The sequence below is a fragment of the Streptomyces roseochromogenus subsp. oscitans DS 12.976 genome, assembly GCF_000497445.1.
Lineage (GTDB): Bacteria > Actinomycetota > Actinomycetes > Streptomycetales > Streptomycetaceae > Streptomyces > Streptomyces oscitans.
Map to the genome: position 1 here is coordinate 7,532,092 of NZ_CM002285.1, position 14,430 is coordinate 7,546,521.

Below are 14,430 nucleotides of genomic sequence, written 5' to 3' on the forward strand. Positions count from 1 at the left end.
CCCGGCTTCGCTCGAACGGGGGGACCTCCACGGAAACAGCCCGTGTACACGTGCACCTCGAACTCGGCTACCCCTGCGACATCGGCGCGCACTGCGCCGCCGTGCGTCGTCATGTCGCCGAGCGGGTAGGCGCGTTGGTGGACATGGCGGTGGCCGAGGTCGCCGTACACGTGGAACGGCTGCACCCCGCACCGCACGGGAGGGCGTGATGAGCGAGCCGCAGACGATCATCCAGACGCTCCACAAGGACCCCACCCCTACACCGCCCGCCGCCGAGAGCAGTGGCCGCTTCTGGTCAGCGCGCCGCGTCCCGGCCGCCGTCGTCGCGGCACTGCTGCTGGCCGGCGCCGGCCTCCTGCTGTACGACATCGCCGCCGTACGCGCCCACCGCCCCGCGATGCACTGGCGCCGCGCACTGGCCCGGCAACTGGCCGAACGGCCCCTGGACGACACCTGGGTGCTGACCGGAGCGGCCGTCGCCGTCGCACTCGGCCTCTGGCTGATCGCCCTCGCGGCCACGCCGGGTCTGCGCGGTCTGCTGCCCATGCGGCGCCCACACCCCGACGTCCGCGCCGCACTCCGGCGTGACGCGGCGGCGCTTCTGCTGCGCGACCGGGCCATGGACATCTCCGGGGTCCGGTCGGTGCGGGTGCGGATGCGCCGCAGGAAGGCCGACGTCCGTGTCGTCTCGCACTTCCGTGACCTGGACGACGTACGCGCCGACCTGGACACCGTGCTCACGGACGCGGTCCGGGGCCTCGGCCTCGGCCGGCCGCCCGTGCTGTCCGTCCATGTGACACGGCCCGCGCGGAAGGGGTGACGGCGATGCACAGGGGTCGTCTCCACCGTGTCCTGCTGGCCCTCGTCGGCCTGCTCCTGCTCGCGCTCGGCGGATCGGTCCTGGCCGTCGGCCTGGGCGCACCGGCGCCCTCCTGGTGGATCCACACCGGCCCGCACGACGTCCTGCTCACCCGGGCCGAACGCACCCACTGGCGCGGCGCCGGCTGGTGGTGGCCGGCCGTCCTCACCACCCTGGCCGTCCTCGTCCTGCTCGCCCTGTGGTGGCTGATCACACTCCTGCGCCGCCGCCGGCTCACCGAGATCCTCATCGACACCGGCGACGGCGAGTCCGCCCTCCTGCGCGGCCGCGCCCTGGAGTCGGCCCTGGCCCAGGAAGCCGTCCAGCAGCAGGGCGTGGCCCACGCGGAGATCCTCCTGCGCGGCCGCCGCACGAAACCCACGGCGAAAATCTGGCTCCAGCTGGAGCCCCACGTGGACCCGTCGACGGCCCTGAACGACTTCACGACCCGGGCCTTGACCCACGCCCGCCAGTCAGCGCGGCTCCCGTCTCTGCCGGCAGAGATACGACTGAGAGCGGTCAAGCACCGTGCGGAGAGGGTCACTTGACAGTCCGGGCGCGAGCACTTGCGCAACCCGCACGCTAGAACCCGTGCCGCATGCCCCCGTCCACAGGCAACATGACCCCCGTCAGATAGGAAGCCGCCGGTGACAGCAGAAACGCCGCGACCTTCCCGAACTCCTCCGGCGCCCCGTACCGCCGCAACGGAATCCGCGCCTCGTTCGCGGCCCGGGTGGCCTCAGGATCCGCGGACAACCCGTCCAGCTCGCGCACGCGATCCGTGTCGATCCGCGAAGGCAGCAGCCCCAGTACCCGAATCCCCCGCGGCCCCAGCTCGTCGGCGATCGACTTGGCGAACCCGGCGAGTCCGGGCCGCAGCCCGTTGGAGATGGTCAGCCCCGGAATCGGCTCGTGCACCGACGCGGACAGCACGAACCCGATGACCCCGCCCGGCTCCAGCTCGGAAGCCGCCGCGCGAGCGAGCCTCACCGCACCGAGGAACACCGACTCGAACGCGTTCTGCCACTGCTCATCGGTGTTGTCCGCGATGAACCCCGGCGCCGGCCCGCCCACACTCACCAGCACGCCGTCGAACGCGCCGAAGGCGTCACGGGCGGCCGCGATCAGCCGCTCCGGAGTCCGCGGGTCGGCGTTGTCCACGGCCACACCGACCGCGTTCGGGCCCAGTTCGGCGGCGGCGTCGGCCACCCGCTTCTCGTCCCGGCCGCTGATCACGACCTTCGCCCCGTCGGCGACGAGTTCCCGTGCGGCGGCGTTGCCCAGCCCGCGGGTCGCCCCGGTGACGACGTACACCCGGTCCTTCAGTCCAAGATCCATGGCCTCTATCCTGCCTGCTCGTCCCCGAAGAGTGTGAGCGCGGTGTTCACCAGGGCGATATGGCTGAAGGCCTGCGGGAAGTTGCCCACCTGGCGGCCCAGTTCGGGGTCGTACTCCTCCGCCAGCAGTCCCACGTCGTTGGTGAGCGACGCCAGCCGCTCGAAGAGTGCCCGGGCCTCGGCGGTGCGGCCGGTCATGTGCAGGGCGTCCGCGAGCCAGAAAGAGCAGGCGAGGAAGGCGCCCTCGCCGCCCGGCATCCCGTCGACCCCGATGGCGTCGGTGTCGTAGCGGCGCACGAAGCCGCCGTGGCCGAGGTCCGCGCGGATCGCGTCGACCGTGCCGATGACGCGCGGGTCGTCGGGCGGCAGGAAGCCGACCCGGGGGATCAGCAGCAGGGCGGCGTCCAGTTCGCGCGAGCCGTAGTACTGCGTGAAGGTCCCCCGCCGGGAGTCGTAGCCCTGCTCGCACACCTCCCGGTGCACCTCGTCCCGCATCGCCCGCCAGCCGTCCGCGTCGCCCTCCAGCTCCGGGTGCTTCTCCAGCGTGCGTACGGCGCGGTCGGCGGCCACCCACACCATCACCTTCGAGTGCACGAACTGGCGCCGGCCGCCGCGCACCTCCCACAGGCCCTCGTCGGGCTGCTGCCAGGACGACTTCAGGAACGTCATCAGCGAGCGCTGGATGGCCCACATGTGCGGCTTGCTGGGCAGGCCCGCGTCGCGCGCCAGATACAGCGAGTCCAGGACCTCGCCGTACACGTCCAGCTGAAGCTGGCCGACGGCGCCGTTGCCGATGCGTACGGGCGCGGAGTCGGCGTAGCCGGGCAGCCAGGGCAGTTCCCACTCCGGCAGCCGGCGCTCACCGGCCAGCCCGTACATGATCTGCAGGTCCGCCGGGTCGCCCGCGACCGCGCGCAGCAGCCAGTCGCGCCAGGCCTCGGCTTCCTTGTGGTAGCCGGCGTGGAGCAGCGCGCCGAGGGTGAGGGTGGAGTCGCGCAGCCAGCAGTAGCGGTAGTCCCAGTTGCGCACCCCGCCCGGTTCCTCGGGCAGCGAGGTGGTGGCCGCGGCGACGATCCCGCCCGTCGGGGCGTAGGTGAGGGCCTTGAGCGTGATCAGGGAGCGTACGACGGCGTCCCGGTACGGCCCGTCGTAGCGGCAGCGGGTGGCCCAGCGCCGCCAGCCGTGGACGCTGGTGCTCAGCGCCTTGTAGGGGTCGACGAGCGGGGGGCGGGGCTCGTGCGAGGGGTGCCAGGTCAGCACGAACGCGACCCGCTGGCCCTCGCCGACGGTGAACTCGGAGTGGGTGCCGAAGTCCTCGCCCCACATGTGCACGTGCGGCTCGGTGCGCAGCCAGACCGAGTCCGGTCCGGCGACTGCGACCCGGTGGCCGTCGGAGCGGCGCATCCACGGGATGATCGAGCCGTAGTCGAAGCGGATGCGGAGGGTGCTGTGGACGGTGACGTGCCCGCTGACGCCCTCCACGATGCGCATGACGTCGGGCGCGCGGTCGCGCTGCGGCATCAGGTCGGTGACGCGCAGCGTGCCCTCGTCGGTCTCCCACTCGGTGTCGAGGACGAGGGTGTCGGGCCGGTAGGCGCGCCGCGTGCAGACACGGGCCCCCTTGGGTGCGATCCGCCAGTACCCGTGGTCCTCGTTGCCGAGCAGCTTCGCGAAGCAGGCACCGGAGTCGAAGCGGGGCAGGCACAGCCAGTCGATCGAGCCGTCCCTGCCGACCAGCGCGGCGGTCTGCTCGTCGCCGATGAGGGCGTAGTCCTCGATGCGCGCGTTCACGGGATCCGGTTTCCCGGCGGGCCGGAGGGGCAACCAGGTGGTGCGCCGGGGGAGTGACGGGCCCGTGTGCGTGGCGATACGGCGGAGCCAGGGCCTGTCCGGCGGATCAGGGGCAGGACATCGGCGGCGCCTCATCAGCGCAGGTGAGCGGGCGGCGATGGGGGGAGTCGGGGACCGACGGCAATGCCGCTGGGGGTGCCCCACGCCCTCAGGCAGTGGGGGAGGGCGAGCCGGCCCCCCGTCTGCGGCACGATCCGCCGGACAGGCCCTATACGGCGGCCGGTTCCGTCTCCTCCGGCTTCGCCTCCGCGGCGGCCTCCTCCTGGTCGCGGATCTCCCGCCGGACCAGGAACCACCAGCCGACCGGGACGGCCGCGGCGAACAGCCACCACTGGATCATGTACGCGTAGTTCAGCGGGGCGTCCTCGCTGCCCGGGTCGGAGATCTGCTCCGGGGAATCGGTCTGGGGCCCCGTCTGCTCGACGTAGCCGCCGAGCACCTGCGCGCCGAGCCGGTGTGCCTCCTCCGTGCTGTTGATCAGCATGATCTGCCGGTCGGGGAGGCCCTGGACGTTCTTGATGCCGCTCGCCGCGGTCGTCTCGTCGGCCATCAGCCGCCCGGTGATGGTGGTCCGGCCGGCCGGCGGGGCGGGGATCTTCGGGAAGGCGGTCTGGGCTCCGTTGGCGGGGATCCAGCCGCGGTTGACGAGCAGCACCTTGCCGTCGCCGAGGACGAACGGGGTGAGCACATGGAAGCCGACCTCGTTGTCGGAGTTGGTCCGGCGCCGGACCACTTCCTCCTTCGCGGGGTCGAAGGTGCCGGTCGCGGTGACCGTGCGGTACTTCTCGGTGCGGGTCACGGTGTGCCCCGGGGAGCTCAGCCGCTCGACCGGGACCGGCTTGGCGTGCAGCGCCGAGGAGACCAGGTCGTTGCGCGCGGTGCGCTCCTCGTAGCGGTGCTTCTGCCAGAAGCCCAGCCTGATCATCGTCGGGATCAGCGCGATCGCGACGATGGTGAGGATCACCCACTGGCGGGACAACAGGAAGCGGTAGCGGTGCACCCCACGACGTTACCTCCGGGCCGTGGGGTGCATTCAGGCGGGTACCGGGTCAGACGTGGTCGACGATCCCCACCTGCCCATCGGCGCGGGCGCAGTGGGCGCCGCAGTAGAACTTGCTGTCGGCCTCCACGCCCTGGCCGATGATCTGCACCCGGCAGTGCTCGCAGATGGGTGCCATGCGGTGGATCGCACAGGAGAAGCAGTCGAACACATGAACCGCGCCCTGTGCATGGACCTCGAAGGTCATCCCGTAGTCATTGCCGCAAACCTCACATTTCGCCATGCGCCACAGGGTGGGCCGTAGCCGGCACCAGGGCGAGCGGGTTCGGGGTGAGTCGTGTGCCGATCACTCATTCGTACGATCACTCTCATCAGCGTGATCACTCGCATGCGTACGCTCACTCGCCGGCGGGCTCGACATCCCGCAGCAGCTGCCCGAACGCGGCCTCGTCGACGACCGGCGTGCCGAACTGCCGCGCCTTGGCCGCCTTGGACGTGCCCGAGTCGGGGTCGTTGGTCACCAGCAGGCTGGTCAGCCGGGAGATGCTGGACGCCACATGCAGACCGGCCTCGGTGGCCCGGTCCTCCAGCAGCTCGCGGTCGACGGAGGTGTCGCCGGAGAACGCCACCCGCATGCCCTGTTTGAGGCGTTTGCCGTCTTCGTAGCGACCCGGATTGGGGTAGGGGCATGCGGGCCTTCTGCGGGAGGGCCGCCAACTGCCCGACCGGTAGCCGCCGTAGCCCCCGTATCCGCCGGACGACTGCCGGGGCACCGGACGGTCCGACCACTCCGTCAGCGGCCGGCACTCCAGCAGCGGCAGCCGTACGCCCCCCGCGGCGGCCGCCCGCAGACTGGGCCGGAACGCCTCCGCCAGCACGCGCGCGTCGTCCAGCGCGTGATGCGCCCGCCGCTGTACGACGCCGTAGTGCGCCGCCAGCGACTCCAGCTTGAAGTTGGGCAGCGGCAGCTCCAGCTCCTTCGACAGCGCGATGGTGCACAGCCGCTGACGCACCGGCGCCTCGCGCTGCGCGCGCGCGTACTCCCGCGCGATCATCTGCCAGTCGAAGACGGCGTTGTGCGCGACCAGCACCCGGCCGTCCAGCCGGGCCGCGAACTCCTCGGCGATGTCCGCGAAGAGCGGAGCCCCTTCGAGCACCTCGCTCGTCAGACCGTGTATCCACACGGGTCCCGGATCGCGCTCCGGGTTGACCAGTGTGTACCAGTGGTCCTCGACCTCGCCGCGCTCGTCCAGCCGGTAGACGGCCGCCGAGATGATCCGGTCGTCCCGGGCCAGGCCGGTGGTCTCCACGTCAACGACCGCGTATCCCTTCGGGTACGCGGCCGGCCACTGGGTGGGGGAGGACACTGCGGTCGCACGGTCTTCGAGCATGGTCACTGAGGATACGGGCCACGACTGACAGTCCTGTCCTTCAGGGCTGTCCGCCGCCCTGCCGGGTCGCCTGACTGTTCGGACCTCGAGCGTGTGTGCCTGTCCTGTGCCCATCAGCCGGCCGAGTCGGGTGGGCAGGTGGGCGAAGTCGGTGCCAGCAGCGACCGTACCAGCGCTCTTGTGGCCGTCTCGAAGAGCCGCTCCGTGTCCACCGGTAAGGCCAGCGCACGCGCCAGCACGGGGTCGTCCCCGGCGGTCTCGGTACTCCACAGTTCCCGCTCGTCGGGGTGCTGTGCCGGTGCCCGCTCGCGGTTGCGCTCCACCAGTACATGCCCGACGACCTGGAACTGCACGGCCCGTACGAACTCGGCGGCCCGGGCACCGCGCAGCCCGGCGGCGTGCGCCTCACGCACCAGCACCCGCTGGGCCGGCAGGAACATCCGCTCGGTCAGCCCCCGCTCGTGCACCAGGGCCACCAGATGCGGATGGTCGCGCAGTTGCCGGCGCAGGTCGCGCGCGACACCGGCCACGCGCTCCTCGGGTGTGCGTCCGCAGGGCCGGATCTCGCCCAGCTCGGCCACGGTCCGCTCCACGAGGGCGTCGAGCAGGGCCTCACGGCCGCCGACATGCCAGTAGATCGAGGTCACGGCCGTATCCAGCGCCGCGGCGAGCCCCCGCATGGTGAGTGCGTCCGGCCCGTGCCGCTTCACCAGACCGGCGGCGGCCTCCAGCACCGCCTCCCGGGTCAGCGCACTTCTCGTCCCGCCCGCCATGATCCCCCCAACTCTCGTCCGTACGCGTGTCTTTACCCCGCACAAGGTCTGCTGTAACTGTGTTACAGGTGACGGACCGTCAGGAAGGACCCGTCGGAAGAAGGGCGGTACGACCTATGGCACGCGTACGGTACGGCGCACGGACCGAGCGGGAGATCGCCGCGACCCGCACCGCGAGCGCGCGGCTTCCCCGCATCTGGTCCACCGGAGTGGTGGCCGTCTGGGAGACCGACCCGGACGCGGTCGCCGCGGTGCTGCCGCCACCCCTGAAACCCACCGGAAGCCCGCTCGCGCGGGTGAACATCAGCACTGTCGACCTGCCCGGATACCCGCTCGGCGCGGGCTCGTTCGCGGTCGCCGCGGTGCACGGCACGGTCGAGGGCTGGTATCCGCTGGTCATGCCGATGACCCAGGAGCGCGCCCTCACCGGCGGGCGAGAGGTCTTCGGCGAGCCCAAGAAGCTCGGCGAGGTGACGGTCGAACGCGACGGCCCGGGCGTGCGCGCGGCGCTGTCCCGGCACGGCATCGCGTTCGTCGAGGTGCAGGGCACGGTGGGCGGCGAGCTGCCCTTGCCGGAGCCTTCGCGGAAGACCGACTTCTACTTCAAGTTCCTCCCCGCCGTGGACGGTTCGGGCCTCGACACCGACCCGGTGCTGGTGCACTGCGTGCGCCACGAGCAGGTGCGCAGGCTGGAGCGGATCACCGGGGAGGTCGTCCTGCGCGAGTCGGCGTACGACCCCGTGGCCGACCTTCCGGTGCTGCGGCTGCGCGAGATCACCATCGGCGAGAAGACCAGCGACCAGAGCGGCCGGGTCGTCGAACGGGTCGACGCCCAGGCCCTGTTGCCGTACATCCACCAGCGCTACGACGATCCGCTGCAGATCCTCGACGCGCCGCCCGAGGGGAGTTCGTGATGGACCTCCAGGCCGGACAGGTCGCCGTCGTCACCGGCGCGGCGAGCGGGATCGGGCTCGCGATGGCCCGGAGGTTCGCCGCCGAGGGCCTGAAGGTGGTCCTCGCCGACGTGGAGGAGACCGCCCTGGACAAGGCCGCGGCGGACCTGCGGGCCGAGGGCGCGGACGTCCACGCGCGCCTGGTCGACGTCGGCGAACGCGCCCAGGTCATGGAGCTGGCCGAGGCGGCGTACGACACCTATGGCGCCGTGCACGTCCTGTGCAACAACGCGGGCGTCGGCTCGGGCGCCGAGGGCCGGATGTGGGAGCACGACCCGAACGACTGGCGGTGGGCCTTCGCCGTCAATGTGTGGGGCGTCTTCCATGGCGTCCAGGCGTTCGTACCCAGGATGATCAAGTCGGGTCAACCCGGTCATGTGGTCAATACATCCTCCAGCGACGGCGGTATCGCACCGCTGCCGACCGCCTCCGTGTACGCGGTCACCAAGGCAGCCGTCGTCACCCTCACCGAGTCCCTCTACGCCCATCTGAAGGCCGAGCACGCGCGCGTGGGCGCCTCGGTGCTCTTCCCCGGCCCGCACATGCTGCGCACCGGCCTGTGGGAGTCGCACCGCAACCGCCCCGCCCGCTATGCGAAACAGCGCCCGCGCAGGACGCCGTACCGCAGCCTCGACCAGTGGGAGGCGGCGATGTGGGCGGCCGGCAAGGAGGTCCGCTTCACGCCCGTCGAGGAGGTCGCCGGCCTCGTCGTGGCCGGCATCCGCGAGGACCGCTTCTGGCTGCTGCCGGCGAGCGAGCACAGCGACGCCCAGATCCGCGCGCGGTCCCGCTCGATGCTGGACCGGGCGAACCCGTCGTACCTCGAAAGCTTCGTCCTGGACTGAGAGGGGACCGTGATGACCGACGCTGTTCTTGGCGGGGACCCGTATCTGATCATCTCCTCCGACTGCCACGCCGGGCTGCCCACCGAGGAGTACCGGCCCTATCTGGAGTCCCGTTTCCACCGGGACTTCGACGAGTTCCTCGCGGGCCGCGACCGGCGCCGCGAGGAGATGACCCGGCTCGGCATCCGCAACGAGGACTTCGCCGACCGGTGGTTCAGGGACAACGAGGAAGGCCTGCGAGGCGGCTGGGACACCGCGCAGCGCATGAAGGAGCTGGACGGGGACGGCGTGGCCGCCGAGGTGGTCTTCCCGGACGCCGACGCCGTCGACAGCCGTACCGCCGCCCCCTTCGGCGTGGGCCTCGGCCTCTCCGGCGACCAGGACCCCGAGCTGGGCATGGCGGGCGCGCAGGCCCACAACCGCTGGCTCGCCGACTTCGTCTCCGCACACCCCGAACGGCACTGCGGAGTAGCCCTGCTGCCGATCACCGGCGAGGTCTCCGAGGCCGTCGCCGAGATCCACCGGGCCAAGGAGTCCGGCCTCGGCGCCCTGATGATCCCGGCCATGTGGGCGGGCAAGGAGCCGTACCACGACCGCCGTTACGACCCCGTGTGGGCGGCCGCAGCCGAGTGCGGCATGCCGGTGCTCACCCACTCCGGCGCCGCCCCGCGCGAGGAGTACGGCGACCACCTCGGCATCTTTGTGAGCGAGGTGACCTGGTGGCCCGCCCGGCCCCTGTGGTTCCTGCTCTGGTCCGGCGTCTTCGAACGCCACCCGGGGCTGCGCTTCGGCGTCGCCGAGTCCGGCTGCTGGTGGCTGCCGAACCTGCTGTGGTTCATGGACCGTCTCTACCTCGGCGCGCACGGCGGCAAGAAGCTCTCCCCGTTCCAGGAGCTGAAGCGCCCGCCGCACGAGTACCTGGACCGGCAGATCTTCGTCTGCGCCACCAACACCAAGCGGCGCGAGCTGGCCCAGCGGTACGAGATCGGCGTCGACAACATCCTGTGGGGCAGCGACTTCCCGCACCCCGAGGGCACCTGGCCCGACACGCGCGCGTGGCTGCGCCGTACCTTCCACGACATTCCCGTCGCCGAGACCCGCCGCATGCTCGGCCTCGCCGCCGCCGAGGTCTTCGGCTTCGACGTGGCGAAGCTCGCGCCCCTGGCCCGCCGCATCGGCCCTACCCCCGCCGACCTCGGCCAGCCGGCCGACCAGACGGCCGTCGAGGCGTCCTGGGCACGCTCGCGCGAGACGGGCCGGCACTGGCTGACGGACCACGACTTCCCGGTGCTGGGGACCGGCCCCGGCTTTCCGGTGCCGGGGGTGACCCGATGAACAACGCTTCTGGGGGTGACCTGATGAACAACACTTCTGGGGGTGACCCGACGAGCGACGACCGCTACACCGTGATCTCCGCCGACTGCCACGCCGGCGCCGACCTCCTCGACTACAAGCCGTACCTGGACAAGCGTCACCACGACGACTTCGACGTCTGGGCGGCCACCTACGTCAACCCCCACGAGGACCTGCTCGCCGACTCCGCCGACCGCAACTGGAACTCCGAGCGGCGCCTCGCGGAGCTGGAGGCGGACGGAATCGTGGCGGAGGTGATCTTCCCGAACACCATCCCGCCGTTCTTCCCGTCGAGTTCCCTGATGGCCCCGCCGCCCACCGCCGAGGACTTCGTACGCCGCTGGGCCGGACTGCGCGCCCACAACCGCTGGCTCGCGGACTTCTGCGCGGCGGCGCCGGGCCGACGCGCTGGCGTCTTCCAGATCCTGCTGGGCGACGTCGAGGAGGCGGTGAAGGAGATCCGCTGGGCCGCCTCGGCAGGCCTGAGAGGCGGGCTGATGCTGCCCGGCACCCCGCCCGGCTCCGGCCTGCCCGAGCTGCACTCGCCGGAGTACGACCCGATCTGGGCCGCGTGCGCGGAACTCGGCGTCCCCGTCAACCACCACGCCGGCTCGGCCTCCCCGCCGCTCGGCGCGGAACCGGCCGCCCGCGCGGTCTTCATGGTGGAGACGACCTGGTTCTCCCACCGCGCCCTGTGGCACCTGGTGTTCGGCGGCGCCTTCCGCCGCCATCCCGAGCTGAGACTGGTCCTGACCGAACAGGGCTCCGGCTGGATCCCCGGGGTGCTCGGCATGCTGGACTACTACCACGGCCGCCTGGTCGCGGCGGCCTCGCAGGCCGACACCGCCGAGGCCAGGTTCGGCACCGGTCTGGCCGCCGGCATGGGCGCGGCGCCCTCCCAGGTGTGGCGGGACCACTGCTTCGTCGGCGCCAGCTTCATGCGCCCGCACGAGGTGCCGCTGCGCGAACGCATCGGTGTCGACAAGATCATGTGGGGCAGCGACTACCCGCACGACGAGGGCACCCATCCCTACACCCGCGAGGCACTGCGGTTCGCCTACGCGGGCGTTCCGCGCGAGGAGCTGGCCGCCATGCTCGGCGGCAACGCGGCCCGCGTCTACGGCTTCGACCTCGCCCTCCTCGACCCCATCGCGGCGAAGGTGGGCCCCACGGTGACCGAGGTCGCCGAACCCCTCCCGGAACCCCCGGCGGACGCGACCAGCCCGGTGTTCGCCCGAGGGGCGTCGCTTCGGGTGTGGTGACGGCCGGCGTCGACGGCGGGGGAGCGTCGGTGCGGCGCGGGCGGCCCGTGGGGTGCGATCCTCCCTGCTGTGACCGAACCCATGCACGAAGAGCCCCACGGGGGCGCGCTCGGCTCGCGGCTGAACTGGCTGCGGGCCGCCGTGCTCGGTGCGAACGACGGCATCGTCTCCACCGCGGGCATCGTCGTCGGCGTGGCCGGCGCTACCGACAACCGGTCCGCCCTGCTCACCGCCGGACTCGCCGGCCTGCTCGCCGGATCGATGTCCATGGCGGCCGGCGAGTACGTCTCCGTCTCCACCCAGCGCGACTCCGAGGTGGCCGCGCTGGCCGTGGAGAGACGGGAACTGCGGGAGCAGCCGGAGGCCGAGCTGCAGGAGCTGACCACGCTGCTCCAGGAGCGCGGACTGTCCCGCGAGGTGGCCCGGGAGGCCGCCGAACAGCTCACCGCGCGCGACGCGCTGCGGGTGCACGCGCGCGTGGAGCTCGGAATCGACCCGGACGAGCTGACCAACCCCTGGCACGCGGCCTGGGCGAGCTTCCTGGCTTTCACGGCGGGCGCGCTGCTACCGCTGCTGGCCATCGTGCTGCCCCCGGCCGGCTGGCGGCTGGTCGTGACCGTCGTCTCCGTCCTGGCCGCGCTCGTCCTCACCGGCTGGGCCAGCGCCCGGCTCGGCTCGGCGGACCCGAAGCGGGCGGTCCTGCGCAACGTGGTGGGCGGGGCGCTGGCCATGGGTGTCACCTACGCGGCGGGCAGCCTGCTGGGCGCGGCGGGCGTCTGACCGTCCCGCTGCGAAGGCACCCTCGCCGAGCGGTGCGCACCTGCCCCGTCGTACCGTGAAGTGCGCTCGACCACCCCCGGAGCGCACCGTACGACTCCGCACGAGAAGGACCCTCGCCATGCGCGCCACCACCATCCACGCCCCGTACGACATGCGCGTGGAGGACGTCCCCGAGCCCGTGGCGCAGTTGCCCACCGACGCCGTCGTACGGGTGCTGCGCGCGTGCATCTGCGGCAGTGACCTGTGGGCCTACCGCGGCGAGGCGGCCCGGCAGCCGGGCCAGCGGATCGGGCACGAGTTCCTCGGCATCGTCGAGGAGACCGGCTCCGAGGTGAGCACCGTCAAGCGCGGTGACCTGGTGGTCGCGCCCTTCATGTGGTCCGACGGCGTCTGCGACTACTGCCGCGAGGGCCTGACGACGTCCTGTGAGCACGGCGGCTTCTGGGGCTCCGTCGGCTACGACGGCGGCCAGGGCGAGGCCGTGCGTGTGCCCTTCGCCGACGGCACGCTGGTCCAGCTGCCCAGGGAAGCGGCCTCCGACGACCATCTGCTGTCCGCCTTGCTGACCCTCTCCGACGTCCTCGGCACCGGCCACCACGCGGCCCTCGGCGCGGGCGCCCGGCCCGGCGCCACGGTCGCCGTCGTCGGTGACGGCGCGGTCGGCCTGTGCGCGGTCCTGGCCGCCAAGCGGCTCGGCGCCGAGCGGATCATCGCGCTGGGCCGGCACGAGGTCCGTACCGGCATCGCGCGTCGCTTCGGTGCCACCGACGTCGTCGCCGAGCGCGGGGACGCGGCCGTCGAGGCCGTCCGGGAACTCACCCGCGGCCAGGGCGCGCACGCCGTTGTCGAGGCCGTCGGTACGGAACAATCCATGCGTACGGCAGTCAACATCACCCGCGACGGCGGCGCGATCGGCTTCGTGGGCGTGCCCCACGGCAGCGGCACCGGCCTCGACCTCGGCGTCATGTTCGACCGGAACATCGCCCTGCGCGGCGGTGTCGCCCCGGTCCGCGCCTACATCCCCGACCTGCTGCCCGACGTCCTGGACGGCACGATCGACCCCTCGCCCGTGTTCGACATGACCGTCGGCATCGAGGGCGTACCCGACGGCTACAAGGCGATGGACGAGCGCACCGCCCTCAAGGTGCTCGTCACCAACGGCTAGATCGCCGCTAGGACCAGCGGATCGGCAGCGGCAGTGCCGTGAGCAGGCCCGAGGCCGCGACGACCGCGCCCAGGGCGATCACCTCGGCCCGCGCGGGCGTGTACGCGGTCAGCGGGTCGGCGGCGCGGCCCAGCCGGATCCGTGCCCACAGGGCGAGCAGCGCGACGGCGGCGACCAGGATCACCTTGGCCAGCAGGGTGCGTCCGTACGCCGTCGTCGTCAGCTGGTCCAGGATCGTGGCCGACGGCATGCGGCGCAGCGCACTGCACACGCCCGTCGCGGTGATGGCCGCCAGCAGAACGGCCGCCACGCGCGCGTAGCGGGCGAGCAGTGCGGCCCCGGCCGGGTCGCCCTGCCACAGCCTGAGCAGCCGCAGCGTGTGCAGCAGACCGCCGGTCCACAGCACCGCGCACGTGAGGTGCACCAGTGCCAGACCCGAGCCGGCCAGGGGGCTCTGCTCGGTCGAGGGATGCGCGCGCAGGGCCTCCGCTACGACCACCGCGGCCAGCGGCCACGCCTGTGCCGCCGGGCGCCGGGAGAACGCGCACAGCGCCGCCACCAGAAGGCCGTTGACCTCCAGCAGCGCCAGTCTGCCGTCGCGGGAGCCGTACAGGCCGCCGACGTCGAGCTGGCCGAGGCGGTGCGGGATCAGATTGCCGGCGGACACCACCGTGGCGAGCGCCAGCGCGGCCACGAAGCCGGCGGCGGTGACGAACGGCGCCCAGCTGCACGGCCGTTCGGGCGGAACGCCGGGCAGGCGCCGGGCAAGCCGGTGCACGAACAGCTCGCCGAGCGGCACGCTCACCGCGGCGAACAGCACCGCGCGCAGCAGCCCGATGCCGCCGGCCCCCGGCGCCGCGG

At 72.4% G+C, this 14,430-nt stretch carries 16 protein-coding genes; 9 read left to right on the plus strand and 7 right to left on the minus strand.

The features are described from left to right. From M878_RS99060 to amaP, 3 genes are all read left to right on the plus strand, one after another. Nucleotides 1-209: Asp23/Gls24 family envelope stress response protein (locus M878_RS99060; RefSeq protein WP_483414721.1), on the plus strand; the 209-nt coding region annotated here is incomplete at its 5' end. After that, nucleotides 209-820, plus strand: coding sequence for a DUF6286 domain-containing protein (locus M878_RS82200; RefSeq protein WP_023551713.1), 612 nt, complete (start codon nucleotides 209-211; stop codon nucleotides 818-820). The genes M878_RS99060 and M878_RS82200, both read left to right, overlap by 1 nt. 5 nt (nucleotides 821-825) lie before the next feature. Next, the gene (amaP, locus tag M878_RS82205; RefSeq protein WP_031226520.1) at nucleotides 826-1,407 is read left to right on the plus strand and encodes an alkaline shock response membrane anchor protein AmaP; all 582 of its coding nucleotides are present in this window, start codon (nucleotides 826-828) and stop codon (nucleotides 1,405-1,407) included. 34 nt (nucleotides 1,408-1,441) lie between these two features. Here amaP and M878_RS82210 read toward each other — a convergent pair whose 3' ends face one another. The 6 genes from M878_RS82210 to M878_RS82235 form a co-directional block, all read right to left on the minus strand. Next, a complete protein-coding gene (locus tag M878_RS82210; RefSeq protein ID WP_023551715.1) occupies nucleotides 1,442-2,197 on the minus strand; it encodes an SDR family oxidoreductase in 756 nt (251 codons plus the stop codon). Nucleotides 2,198-2,202: 5 nt separating this feature from the next. Beyond that, on the minus strand, nucleotides 2,203-3,987 hold the full coding sequence (locus tag M878_RS82215) for a glycoside hydrolase family 15 protein (protein ID WP_023551716.1): 1,785 nt from the start codon (nucleotides 3,985-3,987) through the stop codon (nucleotides 2,203-2,205). A gap of 268 nt (nucleotides 3,988-4,255) precedes the next feature. Further along, complete coding sequence (locus tag M878_RS82220; RefSeq protein WP_023551717.1) at nucleotides 4,256-5,047, minus strand: SURF1 family cytochrome oxidase biogenesis protein; 792 nt, start codon at nucleotides 5,045-5,047, stop codon at nucleotides 4,256-4,258. Nucleotides 5,048-5,096: 49 nt separating this feature from the next. Next, the gene (locus tag M878_RS82225) at nucleotides 5,097-5,330 is read right to left on the minus strand and encodes a hypothetical protein (RefSeq protein ID WP_078630460.1); all 234 of its coding nucleotides are present in this window, start codon (nucleotides 5,328-5,330) and stop codon (nucleotides 5,097-5,099) included. A gap of 115 nt (nucleotides 5,331-5,445) precedes the next feature. Beyond that, the gene (locus M878_RS82230; RefSeq protein ID WP_031226522.1) at nucleotides 5,446-6,438 is read right to left on the minus strand and encodes a DEDDh family exonuclease; all 993 of its coding nucleotides are present in this window, start codon (nucleotides 6,436-6,438) and stop codon (nucleotides 5,446-5,448) included. Nucleotides 6,439-6,551: 113 nt separating this feature from the next. Further along, nucleotides 6,552-7,211 carry a TetR/AcrR family transcriptional regulator gene (locus M878_RS82235; protein WP_031226523.1) on the minus strand — a complete coding sequence of 220 codons (660 nt, stop codon included), beginning with the start codon at nucleotides 7,209-7,211 and terminating at the stop codon, nucleotides 6,552-6,554. Nucleotides 7,212-7,327: 116 nt separating this feature from the next. Between M878_RS82235 and M878_RS82240 the strand changes: the two genes are divergently transcribed. The 6 genes from M878_RS82240 to M878_RS82265 all read left to right on the plus strand — a co-directional run bounded on the left by M878_RS82240 (nucleotide 7,328) and on the right by M878_RS82265 (nucleotide 13,569). Further along, entirely contained in the window at nucleotides 7,328-8,125 is a 798-nt protein-coding gene (locus tag M878_RS82240; RefSeq protein ID WP_023551721.1) for an acetoacetate decarboxylase family protein, read from the plus strand. Then, complete coding sequence (locus tag M878_RS82245) at nucleotides 8,125-9,009, plus strand: SDR family NAD(P)-dependent oxidoreductase (RefSeq protein ID WP_023551722.1); 885 nt, start codon at nucleotides 8,125-8,127, stop codon at nucleotides 9,007-9,009. Before M878_RS82240 ends, M878_RS82245 begins: the two co-directional genes overlap by 1 nt. Nucleotides 9,010-9,021: 12 nt before the next feature. Continuing rightward, nucleotides 9,022-10,344 carry an amidohydrolase family protein gene (locus M878_RS82250; RefSeq protein ID WP_023551723.1) on the plus strand — a complete coding sequence of 441 codons (1,323 nt, stop codon included), beginning with the start codon at nucleotides 9,022-9,024 and terminating at the stop codon, nucleotides 10,342-10,344. A gap of 23 nt (nucleotides 10,345-10,367) precedes the next feature. Next, a complete protein-coding gene (locus M878_RS82255) occupies nucleotides 10,368-11,624 on the plus strand; it encodes an amidohydrolase family protein (protein WP_023551724.1) in 1,257 nt (418 codons plus the stop codon). A 69-nt stretch (nucleotides 11,625-11,693) separates the two neighbouring features. Further along, nucleotides 11,694-12,404, plus strand: a complete 711-nt coding sequence (locus M878_RS82260; protein ID WP_031226525.1) for a VIT1/CCC1 transporter family protein — start codon at nucleotides 11,694-11,696, stop codon at nucleotides 12,402-12,404. A 118-nt stretch (nucleotides 12,405-12,522) separates the two neighbouring features. Then, nucleotides 12,523-13,569: a zinc-dependent alcohol dehydrogenase family protein gene (locus M878_RS82265; protein ID WP_023551726.1), complete on the plus strand. Its 1,047-nt coding sequence runs from the start codon at nucleotides 12,523-12,525 to the stop codon at nucleotides 13,567-13,569. Nucleotides 13,570-13,576: 7 nt separating this feature from the next. Here M878_RS82265 and M878_RS82270 read toward each other — a convergent pair. After that, a partial coding sequence (locus M878_RS82270) for a CopD family protein (protein ID WP_023551727.1) occupies nucleotides 13,577-14,430 on the minus strand: 854 nt, incomplete at its 5' end.

Coding starts and splice junctions, on each gene's coding strand:
- M878_RS82200 (WP_023551713.1), top strand. CDS start 209: ATGAGCGAGCCGCAGACGATCATCCAGACGCTCCACAAGGACCCCACC.
- amaP (WP_031226520.1), top strand. CDS start 826: ATGCACAGGGGTCGTCTCCACCGTGTCCTGCTGGCCCTCGTCGGCCTG.
- M878_RS82210 (WP_023551715.1), bottom strand. CDS start 2,197: ATGGATCTTGGACTGAAGGACCGGGTGTACGTCGTCACCGGGGCGACC.
- M878_RS82225 (WP_078630460.1), bottom strand. CDS start 5,330: ATGGCGAAATGTGAGGTTTGCGGCAATGACTACGGGATGACCTTCGAG.
- M878_RS82230 (WP_031226522.1), bottom strand. CDS start 6,438: ATGCTCGAAGACCGTGCGACCGCAGTGTCCTCCCCCACCCAGTGGCCG.
- M878_RS82235 (WP_031226523.1), bottom strand. CDS start 7,211: ATGGCGGGCGGGACGAGAAGTGCGCTGACCCGGGAGGCGGTGCTGGAG.
- M878_RS82240 (WP_023551721.1), top strand. CDS start 7,328: ATGGCACGCGTACGGTACGGCGCACGGACCGAGCGGGAGATCGCCGCG.
- M878_RS82245 (WP_023551722.1), top strand. CDS start 8,125: ATGGACCTCCAGGCCGGACAGGTCGCCGTCGTCACCGGCGCGGCGAGC.
- M878_RS82250 (WP_023551723.1), top strand. CDS start 9,022: ATGACCGACGCTGTTCTTGGCGGGGACCCGTATCTGATCATCTCCTCC.
- M878_RS82255 (WP_023551724.1), top strand. CDS start 10,368: ATGAACAACACTTCTGGGGGTGACCCGACGAGCGACGACCGCTACACC.
- M878_RS82265 (WP_023551726.1), top strand. CDS start 12,523: ATGCGCGCCACCACCATCCACGCCCCGTACGACATGCGCGTGGAGGAC.